The sequence below is a fragment of the Aliiroseovarius salicola genome (assembly GCF_027891095.1).
GTDB classification, from domain to species: Bacteria; Pseudomonadota; Alphaproteobacteria; order Rhodobacterales; family Rhodobacteraceae; genus Aliiroseovarius; species Aliiroseovarius salicola.
On sequence record NZ_JAQIIO010000004.1, the window covers coordinates 338,802 to 353,490 of the forward strand.

A 14,689-nucleotide genomic window follows, 5' to 3' on the forward strand; every position below is an offset into this window, starting at 1 on the left:
AGTGTTGGCAAGGGGGCCCCGGCTTTTACCTCGGGCCGCTGTCGGTGGCCTCGCTTTGCTCGGCAAGGGGCGCTGCCCCTCGCGAGGCAAGCTCGCTCACCCCGAGGTATTTATAGCAAGAAAAAAGGGCGTGGAGAGGTTGGTTCGCCACGCCCTATTCAGCATTACCCGTTCAGGATCCGGCCCACCATTTCCTGCGTGTCGCTTGAGAGGTCCCGGGTCGCCGCGATCCGCTCGAGCTGGGTTTTCATCATGGCCTGACGATCTGCGTCCCAACGTTTCCAAGTTTCAAACCCGGTCGACATGCGGGCGGTGATCTGAGCGTTGACCGGATCGAGCTTGATCAGCCAGTCAGCAAAGAGCGCATAGCCCTTACCTGTTGCCTCATGAAACCCCGCCTGATTCATCATCAGCGCACCGAATACGGCACGGAAGCGGTTGGGGTTTTTCCAGTTAAAGTCGCTGTCATTGGTGAGGCGCTCTGCCATATCGGCCGCCTGTTCGGGGGCGGCATGGGCCACTTGCATGGCGAACCATTTGTCCATCACCAGCGCGTCGCCCTCAAATCGCGTACGGAAATCCGCAAGGGCCGCATCTCCTTTCCGGGCTTCAAGCAGGCAGCCGAGAGCCCCCATGCGCAGGGTCATATTGTCGGCGCGATCATAAAGGGCTTGAGCCGCTGCACCGCTATCCAGCCGGGTGGTGACCTTGAGAAGTTCCAGCCCCAGCGCCCGTTTTCCAGCCTGTTCTGCATTGGGTTCAAATGGTTCGGACACATCCATCTCGGCTGACAGACGAGGCAGCAAATCCTGCAGATGCTCCGCCATTTGCTGGCGAAGGGTTTGATGGGCATTATAGATCGCCAAAGGATCTGGCGTGACGCTGCCATCGGCCAGTGTCTGGGCGATATCATCCTGTGCAGGCAGGTGTAGCGCCAGCGCCCGGAAGGCGGGATCCAGGTTGTCATCGCGCAGCATGGCAGCGACAGCGTCAAGATAAGCCGCAGTGGGCGCGTCCTCGCCAGTGATCATGGCAATCAGCACATCTTTGGCCAAAGCGCGACCCGCTTCCCACTTGTTGAACGGGTCGGTGTCATGCGCCAGAAGGAAGGCACGTTCTTCGGCGCTGCTTTCGCGTTCGAGGATTACTGGTGCGGAGAAATGGCGCAGGATGGATGGGGTCGGTTTGGCAGAGTGCCCCTCGAACGCGAAGCTCTGCTCTGCATCAGTCATTTCCAGGATCTGAGTTGGCAGCACTTCGTCCCCATTTGGGTTCAGCAGGCCAACAGCAATCGGAATATGCTGAGGAAGCTTCTCATCCTGCTCAGGTGTTGGCGGTGTTTCTTGTTTGAAACGAAGTGTATAGGTGCCGTCCTTAAAGTCGTCATCCACCTTTAGTCGCGGTGTGCCAGCTTGTTTGTACCAACGGCGGAACTGGGTCAGGTCCCGACCGGTGCTCTCTTCGAAAACACGCACCCAGTCTTCAATGGTGGCCGCGTCTCCATCGTGGCGCGAGAAGTAGAGGTCGAGCGCTTTGTAATACGCGTCATGCCCGACCAGCGTCTTCATCATACGGATGAGTTCGGCGCCCTTTTCGTAAATGGTCGCCGTGTAGAAATTGTTGATCTCAACAAAACTGTCGGGCTGGACCTGATGCGCAAGCGGGCCATTGTCTTCGCGGAATTGGCGGCCACGCAGTGCAATCACGTCGTTGATCCGGCAGACGGCTTCGGACCGTATGTCGCCTGAGAATTGCTGATCACGGAACACGGTCAGCCCCTCTTTCAGACTGAGTTGGAACCAGTCGCGACAGGTGATCCGGTTGCCGGTCCAATTGTGGAAATACTCATGCGCGATAATCGCTTCGATCCGTTCGAAATTCGCGTCCGTCGAGGTTTCGGGGCTGGCCAGGACAGCAGAGGTATTGAAGATATTCAGCCCCTTGTTCTCCATCGCACCCATGTTGAAATCGCTGACCGCGACAATCTGGAAAATATCGAGGTCGTATTCCCGGCCATAAACCTCTTCATCCCATTTCATGCTGTCCTTGAGCGCCTGCATCCCGAAGGCGGTTTTGCCCTCATCGCCGGGGCGTACCCAGAGTTTCAGCGCGACCTCTTTGCCGGACATTGTGGTAAAGCTGTCGTCACGGGCGATCAGATCACCGGCGACAAGGGCGAACAGGTAAGCGGGTTTGGGCCAGGGATCATGCCATTCAGCCCAGCCTTCACCGGATGCCACGGGGTTGCCGTTGGACAGAAGCACCGGGTCGTTGCCTTCGATGCGCACCTTGAAAGGTGCCATCACGTCAGGGCGGTCGGGATAATAGGTGATGCGCCGAAATCCTTCGGCCTCGCATTGGGTGCAATACATACCGCCGGACATGTAAAGCCCTTCAAGTGCGGTGTTGGCTTCGGGATTGATTTCGACCTCAGCTTCCCATGTGAAGGGGGCGTTTGGCACATCGCATTTCAATCCGCCTTCGACCGGTTCGGGGGTGACGGTCGAGCCATCAATGCTGGCAGAAATCAGATTAAGTTGCTCTCCATGCAGGAAAAATTCCTTGGAAGCGGCATTTGGATTCGGTGTGAAACGGATCTTTGACATCACCCGCGTTGTTGTCGGGGCGAGCTTGAAGGTCAGTTCGACACTTTCAATCAGATATGCAGGAGGCGTGTAGTCCGCCAGAAAGATCTTTTGTGGGGATTGTTCGGTCATGTGGGCAACCTTTGACGATATTTTGCGCTAACGTAGTCCGGGGGTGAACAACCTTCAAGGCGACGCATTGGTCGACAGACGCTAAGATGACCCTGCTGTAATAACGTCGGTCAGGCGGATGCTATTGCTGCAATTTGACGGTGAGTGGTGACGATTTTGATGTGTCGGTTTAGTTTTGCTTAACTAATCCGTGGAGGAATTCGATTGTATACTGAGGCGTACTATAGTTTCCTGCCAAAAACTTGATGTAAAATTCGATAGAGAGAAAGTGGATCCCATGGCGGAATATCTTGATCGTGCGGGCTTGTCTGTGGCGCAGGAGTTGGCGGAGTTCATCGAACAGAAGGCGCTGCCGGGGTCAGGAGTTGAGGCGGAAGGTTTCTGGTCTGGTTTTGCCTCTCTTGTTGCCGATTTGGCCCCGAAGAACCGTGCGCTTCTTGCCAAGCGAGAAGAGATGCAGCGCCAGCTTGATGGCTGGCACACAGCCCGCGCGGGTCAACCCCACGATGCAAGTGCCTATCAAGAATTTCTGAAAGAGATTGGGTATCTGGTTCCGGAAGGTCCTGAATTCCAGATTGAAACGGCCAATGTGGATGCCGAAATCGCGACCACGCCCGGTGCGCAATTGGTTGTGCCCATCATGAATGCTCGGTTTGCTCTGAATGCCGCCAATGCCCGTTGGGGCAGCCTTTACGATGCGCTTTACGGCACGGATGCAATGGGGGATCTGCCGGAAAGAAAGGCCTATGACCCTGCGCGTGGTGCTCGGGTCATCGCCTGGGCCAAGGCGTTCCTTGATCAAGCCCTGCCGCTGGAGGGTGCAAGCTGGTCTGACGTGATCGGTCTGCAGGCGATGGCGGAACTGTCTATCTCGACCGCGGCTGGTGAGGTGGCTCTGGCTGATCCTTCCAACTTTGTCGGATCCAAACCAGATGGATCTGAATTTATCTTCAAACACAATGGATTGCATGTGATTGTTTGCGTGAATTCCGCTCATGCAATTGGCAAGGACGACCCGGCGAACATCTCGGATGTGGTCCTTGAAAGCGCCATGTCGACCATTATGGATTGCGAAGACAGTGTTGCCGCGGTGGATGCTGAGGACAAAGTTCTGGCCTATTCCAACTGGCTGGGATTGATGCGTCGTGATCTGGAAGAGAGCTTTGAGAAAGCTGGCAAGACGATCACCCGACGGATGAACCCGGATCGCGAATATTTGGGCGCGGACGGACAGCCGCTCTCCCTGAAAGGGCGCTCTTTGATGCTGGTGCGCAACGTGGGGCACCTGATGACCAACCCGGCGATCCTGACACAAGATGGACAGGAAATCGGCGAAGGTCTGATGGATGCGATGATCACCACGCTGATTTCCATGCATGACCTGCAACGCGAAGACGGTAACTCGCTCACAGGGTCGGTATACGTGGTGAAACCGAAGATGCACGGGCCGGAAGAAGTGGCTTTCTCAGATGAGATTTTCACGCGTGTCGAAAAGGTGCTGGGCCTGCCGCAATTTACAGTCAAACTGGGCATTATGGACGAGGAGCGGCGCACGTCGGTGAACCTCAAGGAATGCATTCGCGCCGCCAAGCACCGGGTGGCTTTCATCAACACCGGGTTCCTTGATCGTACTGGGGACGAGATCCACTCCTCAATGGAAGCAGGTCCGATGATCCGCAAAGGCGCCATGAAAGGTGCGAAATGGATTGCCTCTTACGAGGATCGCAATGTGGATATTGGACTGGCATGCGGTTTGAAAGGAAAAGCGCAGATTGGTAAGGGGATGTGGGCCATTCCCGACCGTATGGAACAGATGCTTTCCGAAAAAATCGGTCATCCGAAATCCGGGGCCACCTGTGCCTGGGTGCCCAGCCCCACCGCCGCGACGCTGCACGCTACCCACTATCATCAGGTGGATGTGATGGCCCGTCAGGACGAGATTTTGCAGGGTGGACCGCGTGGCACTTTGGAAGACCTTCTGACGATCCCTGTTGCCGAAGGCGAGAACTGGTCAGAAGTCGAGATCCGCGAAGAGGTTGAGAACAACGCGCAGGGCATTCTTGGTTATGTGGTGCGTTGGGTTGGCCAGGGCGTCGGATGCTCGAAAGTGCCGGACATTCACGACATTGGCCTGATGGAAGATCGCGCCACCTGCCGGATCAGCTCGCAGGCGCTTGCCAACTGGTTACATCATGGCGTGGTCAGTGAAGGTGAGGTGATGACCGCCATGAAAAAGATGGCGGCCATTGTGGATGAGCAAAATGCAGATGATCCTGCCTATCGTCCGATGGCGCCAGGGTTCGATGGGCAAGAGTTCCAGGCTGCCTGTGATCTTGTGTTCAAAGGGCGGGTGCAGCCTTCGGGGTATACAGAACCTGTGCTGCACGCGCGACGTCTGGCATTGAAAGCGGAATTGGCGAGCTGAGGAGGGGGCGGTTATGACACTTACTGTAGAGAATGCACGCGAGATCATTCGCGTAACCAAGGAAGCGGGTGCGGCTGAAAACATGAAGCCTTTGTCCGTTGTCGTGGTGGATGCGGGCGGGCATGTGATTGCATTTGAACGCGGTGAAGGTGCCCCACCGGGCCGGTTCGATATCGCACAAGGCAAGGCCTACGGTTCTATCATGCTCGGGATCGGAGGCACCGCGCAACGGGATCGCGCCGAAGCTCAGGCCTATTTTGTTCTGGCCGCCAATGGGGCGTATCAAGGCCGCCTCGTGCCGGTCCCCGGCGGGATTTTGGTGCGGGACACCAAAGGTGCCGTAATAGGTGCAGTGGGCGTGACCGGCGACACATCTGAAAATGATCTGGCAGCCGGCGAAGCGGGCATTCAGGCGGTAGGGCTTATCGCTGAAGGATAAGCCCCCGAAGCTATCAATAGGTCAGGCGGTGGTGCGAATGCATCGGCTGATCCCAACCAGTTGGTAGATCGCTGAAGCGCCAACCAGCAAATAGACCATGCGCGACAAAAGCGACATGTCACCAAGGATCGCAGCAACCAGATCGAAATTTGCAAGACCGACGAGCCCCCAGTTCAATCCGCCTACGGCCAGAAGGATCAGGGTGATGATATGTGTGGGTGTCATGGGATGTTCCTTTTTTATTTGATGTGAGTGCTCGGACGCACCAACGTGGTGCGTCCGACCTGTTTGCGGACCAGCATCAACCTGATGGAATGAGAACGCTGTCGATGACGTGGATCACGCCATTGCTTGCTCCGACATCAACGGCGGTGACGGTGGCATTATCAATCATGACGCTGCCATTCATCACTTTGATGTCGACGTCGCTGCCATTCACAGTTGTTGCAGATGAAAGCGTTACGACGTCGGCCGACATCACTTTTCCGGGCACCACATGATAGGTGAGAATAGCAATCAGCTGATCTCTGTTTTCGGGTTTCAGGAGGTTTTCGACTGTCCCATCAGGCAGGGCTGCAAAGGCTTCGTCGGTTGGAGCAAAGACGGTGAATGGTCCTTCACCCTTCAATGTTCCAACCAAGTCGGCCTCTGTCAGGGCGGCGGCAAGCGTGTTGAAACTGCCTGCGGATACGGCGGTGTCAACAATGTCCGCACCACCACCTCCTGCATATGACGTACAGGCAGCTAGCGGCGCCACTCCAAGAGCAATAATGACGGACAAGCTTTTTATTCCGGGGATAGGTAGGGCCATTTTGGATCTCCTTTCAAGAGGATTTGCATTATGTGAACAATAATTGAATGATAGGAAATGTAGCGCGGAAACAAAGCACGTTTTCGTGATGTGAATAAAAATGTAATATGATGAAAAATAGAGCGGTGAGTTTTCCCGTGATGCAAGAAATGGAACAGTTACATGTTGTCTGAAACATTGGTCGAGCAAATCGACGCCTATCGAATCGGTCCAAAGATCCACCAGTTGCGCAGTGACAAACGGCTGGGATTGGCCCAATTGGGGGAACACACGGGCCTGTCAGCAGGTATGTTGTCAAAGATTGAACGCGGTGTTGTGGTGCCGACCCTACCCACGTTGGTGCGTATCGCACTTGTCTTCGGAGTGGGGCTGGATCACTTTTTCACCCCGGAAGATGCTCGGCCCACAGCTGTGCATATTCGGGCTAAAGATCGTATCCAACTTCCGATAGAGGGGGTAAATGGGGTCACTTATCTGTTTGAGAGCCTCGACTTCCCCGTCCCAGATCGCGTGCTTGAGGCATATCTGGCGAATTTCCCGGCCAAGGCAAAACCATCCTCGCCCCATGCTCATGCAGGGACCGAGCTGGTTTATGTGTTGGAAGGAACGGTCATTGTCACCATCCATGGCAAACGGAACCAGCTTGACGCAGGGGATTCATTTTATTTCGATGCGGATTATGAGCACAGCTATGAGAACGCCGGAGCACCGGACCAATTGGCGCGTGCAATTGTCGCTGTCGTCCCGAATATACGATGACGCCTGAGCAGTAAAATCTCTGTGCCAAACCATTTGCTGTTTTGTATAGTCATTGGGGTTCCAACCCGCCAATGCTATCTGCTATCACATTAAAACAGAAAGACAGTTTTCGGAGAACACATGTCACGTCCTGTCATTGGTATCATAGGCAATTCCTACTTGCTGAATGATCAATACCCAACACATGCAGGCGGGACGATGAATTCCGAAGCGATCAGTCAGGTTTCAAATTGCCTGCCGTTAATTGTACCGAGCCATCCGGATCTTGTCTGCGTGAACGAGTTGCTTGAAGTCTGTGATGGCTTCTTGTTCACAGGTGGGCGCCCGAATGTGCATCCTGAGGAATATGGCGAAGACGCCACAGACGCTCATGGCGAATTTGACCGGTGCCGTGATGCCATCACTCTGCCCCTGATCCGGGCATGTGTTGAGCGGGGTCAGCCGTTTTTTGGCATCTGCCGTGGGTTTCAAGAGGTGAATGTGGCCATGGGGGGCACGCTCTATCCTGAGATCCGTGAGCTGCCGGGGCGTATGAACCACAGAATGCCACCGGACGGCACGCTCGAGGAAAAATTTGAAATCCGCCACAATGTTCACTTTGACGAGGGCGGTGTGTTCCATCACTTGCTTGGCTCCACCTGCGTGCGCACAAATACGCTGCACGGGCAGGGGATCAAAACAGCTGGATCGCGTGTGGTGATAGAAGGGCAGGCTGACGACGGGACACCCGAAGCAATCCATATTCAGGATGCTCCCGGTTTTACCCTGTCAGTGCAGTGGCATCCCGAATACAAGGCGGTAGAAGACCCGGTTTCGCGCGTTTTGTTCACGGCCTTTGGGGACGCAGCACGCGACTGGAAAACCAGCCGCGTCTGATAACCGGATATTGTTGGTGTGCTGCCGACAAAGATATGGGATGCGCAACGGGTCGTCCCCGCGGGGTGTTTGTTTGGGGCGGGGTTATTTCAGGTCATTTACATAGCCACGCCCAAGGCACGGGCTTCAAAGCCCCGCAACACCATCCGTGCAGTGGTACCATATGAATTCGGGGCGGTCCGCAATTCAGGAAACATATTGAAAAGCTCTTCGCGTGATGCGTCGTTGACTGCGGCAAGCCCCTGATGCCCCGGATGAAAGCTCTTGCTCGGCGCGCCTTCGCCATAGATGACTTCATGCCTGTCGAACAGCAGGTGATAATACGTCACGCTGCCGCACTCTTCCTGTGTGATGGTGTGTCCGTTGATGAGATGCCGTGCAGGTATCATCACTTCGTTCTGATCAATAGGTCATCCCCGAGAAAATGATCAGAATAGGAAAAGGCAATATCACCGGCAGACGCGTCTGGGTTGCTGTCGTAGTCAACGACTTCATAGGTGCGGCCGGGGATTAATGCCGATTCAGATAGCGTATAGTCGCCAGATGCGTCCCACTGTTCGACATCGAATTCAACGACCTGAAACTCTTCACCTGTGACGGTGTCTCGCAGGGTCCAAACACGTGCTGCGTCTACAGTTGATCCAGTTGATGTGTCAGAGCCAATTGTGACGTCTGCGGTTGCAGTTACTCCGCCAAGACTGTCGTCATCAAGGGTCAGTCCTTCGACACCGGCTTCGTTGTCGGTAATGACTGCAGAACCATCCGCGGTGGCCGGCCCGGACCAGGTGAATGAGTTCCCAGTAGATGTTGGGATGACTCCCCATGGATCGAGATCATAAAATTGTACCGCATACGTTGCCATGGACCACTCATTACAAATTATCTTTGGGTGCAGACGAAAAGAGTTTGCGACACCCGAACCAGTTACATGTTTCTTATTTCATAAAGAATTTTGCCCAAACCAAGATTGAAATGGTTTGGGCACGGGAAAATCACTTCAACGTGTCAGATTAAACAGTCTGCTACGCTGAAGTGCCCTGATGGAGTTGATCTAACCTGATGGAAAAGAACCTCTATTGCACGGTCAGATCAAGAAGTTAAATTTCTCAATCAGCGGAAGGTGACGTGCTCTGTCTCCCGTGAGGTCAAACAGTGCATTTGCCAGAGCAGGTGCTGCCGGAGGTGTGCCGGGTTCGCCAACGCCTCCGATACGTTCCATGTTTTGCAAAAGCTTCACATGAAAGCGCGGCACATTCAGCATGCGCATCACGTCGTAATCAGGGAAATTCTCTTGTTCTACCATGCCGTCCGAGAACGTGATTTGGCCATGTAATGCGGCAGACAAACCAAAGACGGCCCCCCCGGTCAGCTGAGCTTCGACATTCAGCGGATCCAGAACCAACCCCAAATCAGCCGCAATCCACATATCGCTGATCTGGATTAGCCCGTCATCGTTGCGCCGCACCTCTATCACCTCAGCGACAGCCGTGCCGAATGAGAAGGTGAAGGCAACACCGCGGCCAACGCCGTCTGGTGTCTTGCCAGTCCAACCACTCATATCGCGCACGGTTTCAAGGACCGTTGCAGAGGGCGCGTGTTCGGGGCGGATATGGTGCAGCCGGAACTCAAGCGGGTCAGTACCAGCTTTGTGTGCAAGCTCGTCAATAAAGCTTTCATGGAAAAAGGCGTTTTGGCTGTTTCCGACAGAGCGCCAGAACCCAACCGGTATGGCCACATCAGCCGCATAGCCCCGAATTCGCTGATTGGCGATCTGATACGGCTGATCATGAGCCCCCTCGGTGATCGTCGGATCTGCCGGGTTTAATTCAAACCCGAGATAGTTGGTGAGAAATTGCTTCATGATTGACGGGGCGGCCAGCTGGCCGTCCAGAGCGGTGATCTTGTCATCATCCAGCACAGCACGCATGCGGGCAATGGCACCGGGTCGGTAGAAATCATGGCGCATGTCTTCTTCACGAGACCATGTGGTCTGGACGGGTACGCCGGGTAAAGCCATCGCTACTTTGGTTGCGATTTCAGCATAGTCGACCATCGCGCGGCGGCCATATCCACCGCCAAGATAGGGCGTATGAACCGTCACGTTTTCGCTGTCCACATTTGCCACTTTGGCACAGGCATCCCGGACCATCACAGGCGCCTGGTTCGGGGACCAGACCTGAACTTTGCCATCCTCAATCAGAACCGTGCTGTTCATCGGCTCCATCGTCGCATGGGCCAGATAGGGCACGTGATACTCAGCGGAAAACACGTCACCTGTGAGAGTAGCATCGACGTTGCCATCGTCTCGCGCAGTGCTGTTCGGATCAACGTCGAACGCCTGTTCGATCTTTGCAAAAACATCTTTTGTTTCAGCGGGGTAGGGAGCTTCTCCCCATTCCACGTCAATCGCGTTCACCGCTTGAATCGCCAGCCAGGTGTTGGACGCAATAACCGCGATACCCTGCCCCAGATCCACGATTTTTTCGACACCTGGCATGTTTTCGGCGGGGCCTGCGTCATAGGACAACATAGCCGCACCCAACCGGGGTGACATGCGCACCGAGGCGTATTTCATTCCTGGCAGTCGAATATCGATCCCAAAGTCGGCGGTGCCCGTGGCTTTGCCGGGCTGGTCCTTGCGGGGCTGGCTCTTGCCGAGGTAACGCCACTCGGACGGTGATTTCAGCCGAGGGGATTGCTCTGGTTCTAGTTTGGCAGCCGCAGTTGCAAGAAGAGCGTACGGAAGTTTTGTTCCGTCATTTGCCACAACTGCACCGTTCTCAGTGTGCAGCTGATCAAGCCCGACACCAAGTTGGTTTGCGGCGGCTTGCAGCAATGTGGTGCGAGCAGAAGCTCCTGCAAACCGCATCCTGTCAAACGCATCAAGTGTGCTGGTCGACCCCCCGGTCATTTGCAGCGATATCAATTTGGGAAATGCCTGAGCAAGAGTTGCCCCCCAACCATTGGATGGCTGTTCTTGACTGACATCATAATGACGGTCTGCTGTAAATGCGCTGTTAAAGTAGGCCTGCGCCGCAGGTCCATGGATCACGTTTACCTGGTCCAGATCCACATCCAGTTCTTCGGCCACAAGGGCTGCCAATGTTGTCATGACACCCTGACCCATCTCTGCGCGCGGAGCGATGATCGTCACACCATCCTCGTTGATCATGACCCAGGGGTTCAGTGTGCCGTCTTCATTTGGGATCGGGTTGTCCGGGGTTTCCAGCAACTTGTAAGCGCCGAACGCAACGCCACCAGCCACGGTGGCGCTGGTGACAAGAAAGGCGCGGCGGCTGAACGTACGAAGCTTGCCCATCACGACACCTCCATTTGTTTTGAGGCGTCATGTATTGCAGCCCGAATTCGAGGATAGGTGCCGCATCGACACAGGTTGCCGGACATGGCTTCGTCGATTTCTGCGTCAGAGGGGGCTGGATTTTCTGCCAGAAGGCTTGCAGCCTGCATGATCTGGCCCGACTGGCAGTATCCGCATTGAGCCACCTGATGTTTGACCCATGCTTGTTGCAACGCATTTGATGCATCCGGAGATCCCAATCCTTCGACGGTGGTGACCGAACCTTCGACATCTTCCAGCGCGACCTGACACGACCGCACGGCCTCTCCGTTCACGTGGACCGTGCAGGCCCCACAGGCCGCGACGCCGCAACCAAATTTGGTTCCTGTCAATTCAAGAGCGTCACGCAACACCCATAGAAGGGGCATGTCGCCGGGCAGATCCACCTTGTGCTTGGTGCCGTTGATGGTGAGTTCATAGGTCATCACATTCTTCCAATCGGGCTGGTAATGGGGCCACTTACAATCTGACAAAATGGACTTGTTATGTCAGCAAGTCAATTGACGAAATTTGCTAAATATGTCAATTTATCCACTAGGTCCGGCACACACCACGAGCACAAGAAGACGAGATTCAACGAATGAACATCGATGACAAACAAATGTCCATTTTCATGGCAGCGATTGAGGTGTTTCAGCTTTATGGGTTTCGCAGATCTTCAATGGAGGACATCGCAACTGCCGCTGGCATGTCGCGCGCGGCGCTTTATCTGCATTTCAAGAACAAACAGGACCTGTTCCGTCGACTGGTCACCATGTTCTTTGCTCAGGCTGTTCTGGATCTAAGCGCCGAACTCACCCGTGACCCCGAACGACCGGTTGCAGAGACATTGACCGCTGCTTTGCTGGCCAAAGGTGGGGCGGGGATGGAGGCTTTGTTCAACTCGCCTCATGGGCACGAACTTATGGAAGTGAAGGATTCAGCCGCCCAAGCAGAAGTGGCTGATGGTATGGCGCTTGTTTCCGAGGTCCTGGCGAATTGGTTTGAAGCGCAGGCGAATGCGGGGCGGGTCACGCTGGAATTATCCGCATCAGATTTGGCCAAGACGCTTCTGCACGGTCTTGATGGCGTAAAAATCAACGCCACGACCTATCAGGGCTACAGGGATGGGATCACACGCATGAGCCGTGTTTTCGGCAAATCCATTTCCGTTTGACCAGTCCCGCTAGGTCAGTGACCTCGATCTGCCATAAATCCGGCCAGCCGCTTAACCCCTTCACGAATGTCATCGGTTGACCGGGCGTAGGAAAACCGCAGGGTCTGGGCGCCACGTCGAGGGTCAAAATCAAGACCGGGCGTGACGGCAACTCCCGCTTTTTCAAGGATTTCAGCGGCAAAGGCTCGGCTGTCTGTGGTGTAGTCACTCACATCGCAATAGATGTAAAACGCACCATCAGCCGGGGCGAATTTCTCAAATCCGATCTTCGGAAGTTCCTCGGTTAGAATGCGCCTGTTTTCTCTGTAAGTTTGAAGGTTTGCATCAAGCTCTTCACGTGAGTTCAGCGCCGCAATTGCTGCAACTTGACTGGCATGAGGGGCACAGATGAACATGTTCTGAGCAATCCGCTCCACATGCCGGATGTGATCGTCAGGGACAATCATCCAACCGACCCGCCAACCAGTCATTGAGAAATATTTTGAGAAGCTGTTGATCACATAAATGTCATCAGACACCTCAAGGGCCGACACCGCCCGGCCATCATATTGCAGTCCGTGATAGATTTCGTCCGCGATGAAAGCAGTGCCCTGAGCGTGGCATTTTCTTATGAGAGCCTCCAGTTCGCCATGCCCCAGCATGGTGCCTGATGGGTTGGCAGGAGAGGCGGTGATCATACCGGCAAGACCGGGCGGGATATCGGAAGGGACAGGCTGATAGCGGTTTTCCGCTGCGGTCTGAAGACCAACGGCTTCGATGCTCATGGCCTTTAGGATCTGTCGGTAGGATGGATAACCGGGTTCACCCAAACCGACCTTGTCGCCCGCATCAAACAGGGCCGAAAAGGCCAGAATGAAGGCCCCGGAACTGCCCGGTGTTACCACCACTCGAGCGGGATCTAGGTCAACATTATACCAATCCTTATAAAGGCTTGCGATGCCTTTTCGAAGTTCTGGGAGACCCAGCGCCACGGTATAACCCAGCGCGTCTTTTCCCATCTCTTGCACAAGCGCCTCTCGCGCCGCGCGCGGTGCAGGTGTAGATGGTTGCCCCACTTCCATATGGATGATGTGACGACCGCTTTCCTCTGCCGCACGGGCCGCTTCCATCACATCCATCACGATGAACGGGTCCACCTGTCCACGGGTCGATTTGCGCATTATGTCATCCAATCGCGGGAAAATTTCTAATCAAGCGGTTGGTGCCGCGAGGAGGTGAAACTGTCAACCTTCGTTTCTGCATTGAAGCAAAAGACACTCCATAGGCAAAACAACTCGCGACCCGGCTTGCTCGCGCGAGTTTGATCGGGGAAATCCTTTACAAGACTTGGCCCAATCGCTGCAATGGCCTATGTCGAAGTAACATTCGATTCAACATGAAGAGAGATCAATGAAACGCCTTTCCCTTGCCTTGTGTGCCGCCGCGATGATCGGGGCTGCGATGCCCGCAGCCGCTTTTGACCTCTCAGATATGAGCGAAGATGAACGTCAGGCCTTTCGGGACGAAGTGCGGGCCTATCTTCTGGACAATCCGGAAGTGATCATGGAAGCGGTGGATATTCTTGAGCAGCGTCAGGCTGAAATGGCTGCGATGGACGACGTCGAATTGGTCAAGGCGAACGTCGATGACATCTTCAACGACGGGTATTCCCATGTCATGGGCAACCCGGATGGGGATTACACAATTGTCGAGTTTGTCGATTATCGTTGTGGCTATTGCCGGAAGTCCTATGAAGAACTGACAGTGCTTCTTGAGAAAGATGAGAATATCCGCCTGATTTTGAAGGAATATCCGATTTTGGGCGAGGATAGCCTCAACTCTGCCCGTTTCGCGGTTTCCGCCCAACAGCTGTTTGGTGGCGAGGCTTATGGCAAGCTGCACCATGCGCTGATCTCGTTGCGGGGCGCAGCCAGCATCGAAAACCTGATAGATGCCGCTGACGATCTGGGGCTGGATGGCAAGGCAATTGCCAAAGGCATGACTGATCCTCGGATTGACGAGATCCTTGGTGAAAACCACGCGCTCGCGCGCCGGCTTAAAGTCACCGGAACACCAGCCTTTGTGATGGGGGACACCATGGCGCGGGGCTATATGCCGCTGGCGCAGATGGAACGTTTCGTTGCGGAAGGGCGCTCGACCAACTAAAGG

General features: G+C 54.9%; 14 protein-coding genes. 6 read left to right on the forward strand and 8 right to left on the reverse strand.

What is annotated here, in order from left to right; genetic code table 11:
- Positions 1-164: 164 nt before the first annotated feature.
- Complete coding sequence (pepN, locus tag O2N63_RS10135) at positions 165-2,717, reverse strand: aminopeptidase N (protein WP_271054140.1); 2,553 nt, start codon at positions 2,715-2,717, stop codon at positions 165-167.
- Positions 2,718-2,994: 277 nt separating this feature from the next.
- Between pepN and O2N63_RS10140 the strand changes: the two genes are divergently transcribed.
- Positions 2,995-5,142, forward strand: a complete 2,148-nt coding sequence (locus O2N63_RS10140; RefSeq protein WP_271054141.1) for a malate synthase G — start codon at positions 2,995-2,997, stop codon at positions 5,140-5,142.
- Positions 5,143-5,155: 13 nt separating this feature from the next.
- Positions 5,156-5,581 (forward strand): GlcG/HbpS family heme-binding protein, encoded by a 426-nt coding sequence (locus O2N63_RS10145; protein WP_271054142.1) that lies wholly within the window; start codon positions 5,156-5,158, stop codon positions 5,579-5,581.
- A 21-nt stretch (positions 5,582-5,602) separates the two neighbouring features.
- Here O2N63_RS10145 and O2N63_RS10150 read toward each other — a convergent pair whose 3' ends face one another.
- Both O2N63_RS10150 and O2N63_RS10155 read right to left on the reverse strand, forming a co-directional pair.
- On the reverse strand, positions 5,603-5,806 hold the full coding sequence (locus O2N63_RS10150; protein WP_271054143.1) for a DUF378 domain-containing protein: 204 nt from the start codon (positions 5,804-5,806) through the stop codon (positions 5,603-5,605).
- Positions 5,807-5,882: 76 nt separating this feature from the next.
- Positions 5,883-6,392, reverse strand: coding sequence for a fasciclin domain-containing protein (locus O2N63_RS10155; protein ID WP_271054144.1), 510 nt, complete (start codon positions 6,390-6,392; stop codon positions 5,883-5,885).
- Positions 6,393-6,554: 162 nt separating this feature from the next.
- Here O2N63_RS10155 and O2N63_RS10160 point away from each other — a divergent pair, with 162 nt between their 5' ends.
- Positions 6,555-7,151: a helix-turn-helix domain-containing protein gene (locus tag O2N63_RS10160; RefSeq protein WP_271054145.1), complete on the forward strand. Its 597-nt coding sequence runs from the start codon at positions 6,555-6,557 to the stop codon at positions 7,149-7,151.
- 120 nt (positions 7,152-7,271) lie between these two features.
- On the forward strand, positions 7,272-8,027 hold the full coding sequence (locus O2N63_RS10165; RefSeq protein WP_271054146.1) for a gamma-glutamyl-gamma-aminobutyrate hydrolase family protein: 756 nt from the start codon (positions 7,272-7,274) through the stop codon (positions 8,025-8,027).
- A gap of 98 nt (positions 8,028-8,125) precedes the next feature.
- Here the strand turns inward: O2N63_RS10165 and O2N63_RS10170 are convergent, their stop codons facing one another.
- From O2N63_RS10170 to O2N63_RS10185, 4 genes are all read right to left on the reverse strand, one after another.
- Complete coding sequence (locus O2N63_RS10170; RefSeq protein ID WP_271054147.1) at positions 8,126-8,416, reverse strand: Hint domain-containing protein; 291 nt, start codon at positions 8,414-8,416, stop codon at positions 8,126-8,128.
- Positions 8,416-8,889, reverse strand: a complete 474-nt coding sequence (locus tag O2N63_RS10175) for a hypothetical protein (protein ID WP_271054149.1) — start codon at positions 8,887-8,889, stop codon at positions 8,416-8,418. Before O2N63_RS10175 ends, O2N63_RS10170 begins: the two co-directional genes overlap by 1 nt.
- A gap of 222 nt (positions 8,890-9,111) precedes the next feature.
- Positions 9,112-11,346 (reverse strand): xanthine dehydrogenase family protein molybdopterin-binding subunit, encoded by a 2,235-nt coding sequence (locus O2N63_RS10180; RefSeq protein WP_271054150.1) that lies wholly within the window; start codon positions 11,344-11,346, stop codon positions 9,112-9,114.
- Entirely contained in the window at positions 11,346-11,810 is a 465-nt protein-coding gene (locus tag O2N63_RS10185) for a (2Fe-2S)-binding protein (protein WP_271054151.1), read from the reverse strand. Before O2N63_RS10185 ends, O2N63_RS10180 begins: the two co-directional genes overlap by 1 nt.
- A gap of 176 nt (positions 11,811-11,986) precedes the next feature.
- On the opposite strand from O2N63_RS10185, the gene O2N63_RS10190 reads away from it, so the two are divergent.
- Positions 11,987-12,541, forward strand: coding sequence for a TetR/AcrR family transcriptional regulator (locus tag O2N63_RS10190; protein ID WP_271054153.1), 555 nt, complete (start codon positions 11,987-11,989; stop codon positions 12,539-12,541).
- Positions 12,542-12,555: 14 nt separating this feature from the next.
- On the opposite strand, the gene O2N63_RS10195 is transcribed toward O2N63_RS10190, so the two are convergent.
- Positions 12,556-13,701 (reverse strand): pyridoxal phosphate-dependent aminotransferase, encoded by a 1,146-nt coding sequence (locus O2N63_RS10195; RefSeq protein ID WP_271054154.1) that lies wholly within the window; start codon positions 13,699-13,701, stop codon positions 12,556-12,558.
- Positions 13,702-13,930: 229 nt separating this feature from the next.
- On the opposite strand from O2N63_RS10195, the gene O2N63_RS10200 reads away from it, so the two are divergent.
- Entirely contained in the window at positions 13,931-14,686 is a 756-nt protein-coding gene (locus tag O2N63_RS10200; protein ID WP_271054155.1) for a DsbA family protein, read from the forward strand.
- Positions 14,687-14,689: the final 3 nt, after the last annotated feature.

What these genes read in the sequence shown, in the direction of transcription:
- O2N63_RS10145 (WP_271054142.1), top strand. Translation starts at nt 5,156, where the DNA reads ATGACACTTACTGTAGAGAATGCACGCGAGATCATTCGCGTAACCAAG.
- O2N63_RS10160 (WP_271054145.1), top strand. Translation starts at nt 6,555, where the DNA reads ATGTTGTCTGAAACATTGGTCGAGCAAATCGACGCCTATCGAATCGGT.
- O2N63_RS10175 (WP_271054149.1), bottom strand. Translation starts at nt 8,889, where the DNA reads ATGGCAACGTATGCGGTACAATTTTATGATCTCGATCCATGGGGAGTC.
- O2N63_RS10180 (WP_271054150.1), bottom strand. Translation starts at nt 11,346, where the DNA reads ATGGGCAAGCTTCGTACGTTCAGCCGCCGCGCCTTTCTTGTCACCAGC.
- O2N63_RS10190 (WP_271054153.1), top strand. Translation starts at nt 11,987, where the DNA reads ATGTCCATTTTCATGGCAGCGATTGAGGTGTTTCAGCTTTATGGGTTT.
- O2N63_RS10170 (WP_271054147.1), bottom strand. Translation starts at nt 8,416, where the DNA reads ATGATACCTGCACGGCATCTCATCAACGGACACACCATCACACAGGAA.
- O2N63_RS10195 (WP_271054154.1), bottom strand. Translation starts at nt 13,701, where the DNA reads ATGCGCAAATCGACCCGTGGACAGGTGGACCCGTTCATCGTGATGGAT.
- O2N63_RS10200 (WP_271054155.1), top strand. Translation starts at nt 13,931, where the DNA reads ATGAAACGCCTTTCCCTTGCCTTGTGTGCCGCCGCGATGATCGGGGCT.
- O2N63_RS10150 (WP_271054143.1), bottom strand. Translation starts at nt 5,806, where the DNA reads ATGACACCCACACATATCATCACCCTGATCCTTCTGGCCGTAGGCGGA.
- O2N63_RS10140 (WP_271054141.1), top strand. Translation starts at nt 2,995, where the DNA reads ATGGCGGAATATCTTGATCGTGCGGGCTTGTCTGTGGCGCAGGAGTTG.
- O2N63_RS10155 (WP_271054144.1), bottom strand. Translation starts at nt 6,392, where the DNA reads ATGGCCCTACCTATCCCCGGAATAAAAAGCTTGTCCGTCATTATTGCT.
- O2N63_RS10185 (WP_271054151.1), bottom strand. Translation starts at nt 11,810, where the DNA reads ATGACCTATGAACTCACCATCAACGGCACCAAGCACAAGGTGGATCTG.
- O2N63_RS10165 (WP_271054146.1), top strand. Translation starts at nt 7,272, where the DNA reads ATGTCACGTCCTGTCATTGGTATCATAGGCAATTCCTACTTGCTGAAT.
- pepN (WP_271054140.1), bottom strand. Translation starts at nt 2,717, where the DNA reads ATGACCGAACAATCCCCACAAAAGATCTTTCTGGCGGACTACACGCCT.